Origin of the sequence: Thiocapsa sp. (assembly GCF_035467215.1) — a bacterium.
In the GTDB taxonomy this organism is placed as follows: Bacteria; Pseudomonadota; Gammaproteobacteria; order Chromatiales; family Chromatiaceae; genus Thiocapsa.
Map to the genome: position 1 here is coordinate 1 of NZ_DATITZ010000217.1, position 5453 is coordinate 5453.

General features: G+C 67.5%; 5 protein-coding genes, 1 pseudogene and 1 riboswitch. Of the genes and pseudogenes, 5 read left to right on the plus strand and 1 reads right to left on the minus strand.

The features are described from left to right. Positions 1-275: pseudogene (locus tag VLR48_RS12120) on the minus strand (glycosyltransferase); the annotation flags it as partial. Positions 276-434: 159 nt separating this feature from the next. On the opposite strand from VLR48_RS12120, the gene VLR48_RS12125 reads away from it, so the two are divergent. From VLR48_RS12125 to VLR48_RS12145, 5 genes are all read left to right on the plus strand, one after another. Next, on the plus strand, positions 435-1022 hold the full coding sequence (locus tag VLR48_RS12125; protein ID WP_325292039.1) for a DJ-1/PfpI family protein: 588 nt from the start codon (positions 435-437) through the stop codon (positions 1020-1022). After that, positions 1022-1507, plus strand: a complete 486-nt coding sequence (locus tag VLR48_RS12130) for a gamma-glutamylcyclotransferase family protein (protein WP_325292035.1) — start codon at positions 1022-1024, stop codon at positions 1505-1507. The genes VLR48_RS12125 and VLR48_RS12130 overlap by 1 nt, the downstream gene beginning before the upstream one ends. Before the next feature lie 147 nt (positions 1508-1654). Beyond that, positions 1655-2116, plus strand: coding sequence for an OsmC family protein (locus VLR48_RS12135; RefSeq protein ID WP_325292036.1), 462 nt, complete (start codon positions 1655-1657; stop codon positions 2114-2116). Positions 2117-2162: 46 nt separating this feature from the next. Further along, positions 2163-2894 carry a hypothetical protein gene (locus VLR48_RS12140; RefSeq protein WP_325292037.1) on the plus strand — a complete coding sequence of 244 codons (732 nt, stop codon included), beginning with the start codon at positions 2163-2165 and terminating at the stop codon, positions 2892-2894. 11 nt (positions 2895-2905) lie between these two features. After that, a complete protein-coding gene (locus tag VLR48_RS12145) occupies positions 2906-4750 on the plus strand; it encodes a RyR domain-containing protein (protein ID WP_325292038.1) in 1845 nt (614 codons plus the stop codon). Positions 4751-5276: 526 nt separating this feature from the next. Then, a riboswitch (guanidine-I (ykkC/yxkD leader) is annotated at positions 5277-5448 on the plus strand. Positions 5449-5453 lie beyond the last annotated feature (5 nt).

Consider the following 5453-nt stretch of genomic DNA (forward strand, 5'->3'; position numbering starts at 1 on the left):
AAACGCATCACCAGACGGGTGTCCGTCCCGGCCAGCGTGCGGGCCAGCACGGCGGCACGGCCGGCGCGATCCTTCGCCGCAAGCAGGGCGGCCGGGCGACGTCGCCGCAGATAACGCGCCAGTGCGGGGGCGGCGAGAAGACTGTGCTCGGTCCCGAGCCGGATCCGATTGACCTCGGCCGGGAGTCGGGCGAGGTGAGGCCCGGACGCGCGCAGCAGGACGAGGTCGACCGGTTGGTCCAGATCGAGAAAGCCGCCGATCAGGTTGACGAGCATCCGCTCGACCCCGCCGGCCCCCGAGAAGGACGCGAAAACGGCAAGCGGCCGCCGCGCGTCGGGTACGGCGCTCGGCATGGGGCGGGTGGCGATCGTCACCTTGACCAAATGCTATAGTCTGAGATCTGCATGAGATTTGAACCCAACGAGGACAGAATCATGGCGGTGAAGAAGATCCTGATGCTGGTCGGCGATTATGTCGAGGACTACGAGGCGATGGTACCGCTTCAGATCCTGCAGATGGTGGGCCACAACGTCCGCACGGTCTGCCCGGACAAGAAGCCCGGGGACTGGGTGCGCACCGCGATTCACGACTTCGAGGGCGACCAGACCTACAGCGAGAAGCCGGGGCACCGCTTCGCGATCACGGCCGACTTCGACGCGGTCGATCCCGCCAAGTACGACGCCTTGGTCATCCCGGGCGGCCGCTCCCCGGAATATCTCCGGTTGAATCCACGCGTGATCGAGCTGGTCCGGCACTTTGCGGCCGGCGACAAGCCGATCGCCTCGGTCTGTCACGGTCAGCAGATCCTGGCCGCCGCGGGGATTCTCGAAGGCAAACGCTGCACCGCCTACCCGGCCGTGCGTCCCGAGGTGGAGCGTGCCGGCGGCACCTGGTGCGAGGTCAACGAGACCGTCTCCAATGCCTACGCCGACGGCAATCTGGTGACCGCCCCGGCGTGGCCGGCGCATCCGGAGTGGATGCGCAAGTTCCTCGATCTGCTGGGCACCCGCATCGAAACCTGATGAGACAACGCGTCTTTGTCTACGGCACCCTGCTGCGCGGAGAGGTCAATCACCATCTGCTCGCGCAGGCGGAGTTTCTCGGGTCACATCGCACGGCGGCATGCTTCTCCTTGTATCTGCTCCGCGCCTATCCGGGCGCGGTACGTGGCGGGACAACCGCGATCCAGGGCGAGGTCTACGGCGTGGATCATGCCGGCCTGCGCCGGCTCGATCGACTCGAAGACTATCCCGCACTCTACGACCGCCGACTGCTGGCGACGCCGTACGGACGGGCCTGGATCTATCTCTTTCGCGGATCCGTGCGTGATCGCCCGCTGATCCCCGGCGGCGACTGGCGGAGCTTCGCGGCCGATCCGGATTCCATCCGAGCCGCCGGCGTGCGCCGGGCGCGCGATCCGAAGACTCGCGGCTCGCGGCTCGGCGATGCTGGCCGCGCGACGGTAGGGTCGCCGCTCGATCCGGAGCCGGTCCGCTCGTCCGCTTGATCCGAGCCGTAGGAACGGTTCAAAACTCGACGAGAGAATACCTTTCCCTCGGTTCTCGTTGTCGTAGACGACAACGACAACGACAACGACAACGACAACGATTAGATTCGGTGCTCAACTTATTTCTGACACGTTGGAGCAAGCCCGATGTCCGAAGAAGGCCGTTTCAAGATCCATCTCGAGCAGCAGGAAGGCTTTCAGATCAATGTCGCCTTCGACTGGAAGCGCGCCGCGGATCTGCTCATGGACGAGCCGCCCCCCTTGGGCGAGCAAAAGGGACCGAACGCCTCGCGTCTGCTCGCCGCTGCCGCGGCCAACTGTCTGAGCGCGAGTCTGCTCTATTGCGTCTTCAAGGAGGAGCCGCCCGACAACTGCCTGCGTGCCGAGGCGGTTTGCGTCATGGTCCGCAACGAGAAGAAGCGGCTGCGTGTCGGCCGGATGGAGATCACCCTGATCCTCGCCGAGGCCGTGACGGCGTCCCCGCGCTTCGCGCGCTGCAAGGATCTGTTCGAGGACTTCTGTGTCGTCTCGGCCAGTATTCGCCAGGGGATTCCGATCCGCGTGACGCTTCGCGACGAGGCAGGCAACGTCCTTCACGAGACGGAATGACGTGCCGTTGGACGCGACGATAAGCCCGGCCGGATGTGCGCCGTCGGTGTGGATCGCCCGGCCGCACGCTCGCTCCGAGCCCGTCGAGCTCGACACCGCGCTGACCGCTGTGGGCTTGACCGACCCGAGACCCGTTTTGGTCCTGGTCGGCGGCGCCGCGAATCTGTCCGAGGCGGTGGCGCCCGCGTTGCTCACACTCTTCGAGCGGATCGCGCCGCAACTGGATGCGCTCGGCGCGGCCGTCATCGACGGGGGCACCGCCTTCGGTGTCATGGCGCTGATGGGTCGGGCGCGCCTCAGCACCGGTGCGCGCTTCCCGCTGATCGGGATTGCGCCGCAGGGTGCGGTGGCGATCGACACCGGCAAGACGGACCAACCCGCCGGCAAAGACGGCCAGGCGCGGCTCGATCCGAACCACACCCACTTCATGCTGGTGCCGGGCGACGGCTGGGGCGACGAGTCGCCCTGGATCAGCGCCGTCGCCGATCGTCTTGCCCGCGGGCGCGGCACCCTGATGCTGGTCGCGGCCGGCGGGGAGATCACGCGCCTGGACGTGCTGCACCGACTGCGAACCGGCGGCCGTGTCCTGGTGCTCGCCGGCAGCGGCGGCACCGCGGATCGGCTCCTCGATTGGCGTCGTAACGGTGCAGCGGGTCTGGATGGTGGTCCCGCAGATCTCGACGCGGAGGCCCCCGAGCGCGCTCTGATCGATGTCTTGGACCTGGCGGACGCGGGCGAGCATCTCCCCGGTGTTCTTGCCCGAGCATTCGCGCCCTGAGGACCGCTCGCATGCCGTTTGGCTTCGGTCCACCCCCGGCCCTCGTCTGCGGCTCCGAGCCGCTCGCAGGACAGGTCGTCGCGGGTCTGCGCGGCGAGGGTCGCAGGGCCGAAGCGCTCGACCGGGAGCGCCTTCTCGAGCTGGATCCGCGACGAATCCGCACCCTGATCCTGGCCGATCCACCCAATGCGGCGGCTCTGGTTGCGGCGCTCGTCGCACGTGGACGGCCTGACCGTCGTCCGGGTCGGCGCCCGCAAAGGCAAGCGATGCGTCGTCTGATCCTGATGCATAGGCAGGATCCGCCGCCCCGGTTCACGATGCCGGAGCCCGACAGCCCCTGGCGTCCGGAGACCTTTGCGATCCTCGATCGCGCGGCGCGTGCCTTGCTCGGTCGGTGGCCGCTGCATCTCGGCTTGGATCCGCGCTTCGGTCAGCGGCCGCATCTGTTGATCGCCGGTTTCGCCGATCCCGCGCAGGCGCTCCTGGTGCATGCACTGCGCCTGATCCAATACGGTACCGGCAGGCCGTGCGTCAGCGTCGTGTGTGCACCCGGCGACGCGGCCGAAACGCGCTTCCTCGGCGCCTATCCCCAAGCCCGAGCGATTGCCGACATCCGATTCGCACCGGTCGAGGATCTCGAGACCCTGCTAGCCCCTGTCTCGCGGGTTATGGATGGGCACAGCTCATCCGAAGGCCGGAGACCCGAGGCCCGGCCTCCGGTGACCCTCGCCTTCGTCTGCCCGGGCGACCCAGCCGGGGAGGGCATCGAGCTTGCGAGACGCCTGGTCGATACGCTCGCCGCACTCCAGGGCGTGTCGCCCCCGGTCCTGTTGGAGACCGGTGCGACGTCGGGCCCGGGGAGAACGCCCGCCGCCGGCATCGAGGATTGGGACGGTCAGATCATCCCGGTGTCCTATCTGCGCGAAGCCTGTCGCCCGGCGGTGCTGCTGGACGGACGCGGCGACGAGGTCGCCCGGACCATCCACGATCACTATCGCGACAGCATCGCCGCACAAGGCCGCGATCCGAACCTGGAGCCTGCAGGTCAGCCCTGGGATCTGCTGGCGACCTCTTATCGCCAGGCCAATCGCCATCAGGCCGATCACGTCTGGGCCAAGCTCGCCGTGACCGACGCCCGGGCGGTGCCCGAGGAGATGGTCGAATCCTTCGTCCTGACGCCCCTGGAGGTCGAGCGACTCGCGATCATCGAGCACGAGCGCTGGGCGGCGGATCGTCATCTCGACGGCTGGAGCTACGCACCCGTGCGCGACAATCAGCTCAAGCACCACCCCCAGCTCATCCCCTACGCCGATCTGTCCGAGCCGATGAAGGACCTGGATCGCTTTGCGGTGCGCGGTCTGCCGACCCTGCTCGCGCGCCAGGGGCTCGGGATCCTGCGTTTGCTCATCGTCGGTATCCCGCAGCCCGCTGCGGGTTGTCCAGGCGGGATGCGGTTGCGGCGGCTCGCCGTTCAGGCCCTCGACCGACTGATCGCGCGTTACCCGGATCGTGCCCTCGTCCTTGCCTCGACCCTGACCGATCGGCGCTCGCGCGAGCTGGTGCGCGAAGCGATGGACCGCGAGCAGGGCGTGGGTCTCTTTCTGCTGGTGCCGCGCCCTTTGGGTCATGTCCTCGCCGAGCTGCCCGATCCGTACGAGCGACGCGATTTCCTGACGCTCGCGGCGCGGGCCGAGCGGCGGATCGGCCTAAACGGCGAGACCGACTTGGCGACCTGGCTGACGGAGCGCGCCGACATCAGTCTGATCCTGGGCGATCGGGTCCCGGCGGGCGTGGTCGAGAAGCGGGTTCGACTGGATCCGGGTGGTTCGGGTCTCGACTGGAATTTCGAGTACTGACGGATCGATGGCCCCGAGGCGCGTCCATAGGGTTGCACCGGAATTGGGCGTCGATCGGCTCGGAATGCGCCCGTGCTGTGCAAAAGCCGGGGCTGGATGGACACTCGCCGGGATGCCGGTGACTTAAAGGCGCCGCCGCAGCGGTAAGCGAGGGTTCGAAAACAACCGACGTCGATGCGCGAACGCCATCAGCCGTAGGTTGGGCAAAGCGCAGCGTGCCCAACGGTTCCCTGTGATGTCGGCGCGGGTTGGGCACGCTGCGCTTTGCCCAACCTACTGACTCTTATCGATTCTGAATCGTTCCAAAGCGCTCGCGCCGTCCCTTGTCTTCACCCGCCGATGGGCGGAAGTGCGTCCAAACAAGGCATTCGACTCTCCCCCTCCCTCGCGGGAGGGGGCCGGGGGGAGGGGGTCAGGCCGGCTACCGGCAGCGTGACTTGCCGTCGCTGGTTCATGATTTGCATATCGGTACAGGAGGAGAACCTGCAGGTGCGTCGTCCGCCCTGCAGCTCACGCGACAATTCGGCGAATAGGTGGCTAGGGTTCCGATCCGCGGCGGCGGGTGTCTGGTCCGAGAGCTGCCGACCTGATCTGCCGATCCGTCCGAACGCCTTCCCGAGCCGGCGAAACCCGGTTCTCGAACGGTCCAGGGCGCATCGACCGGGCAGGTTACACGGCGGGATAAAAGCCCGGGAGATCACCT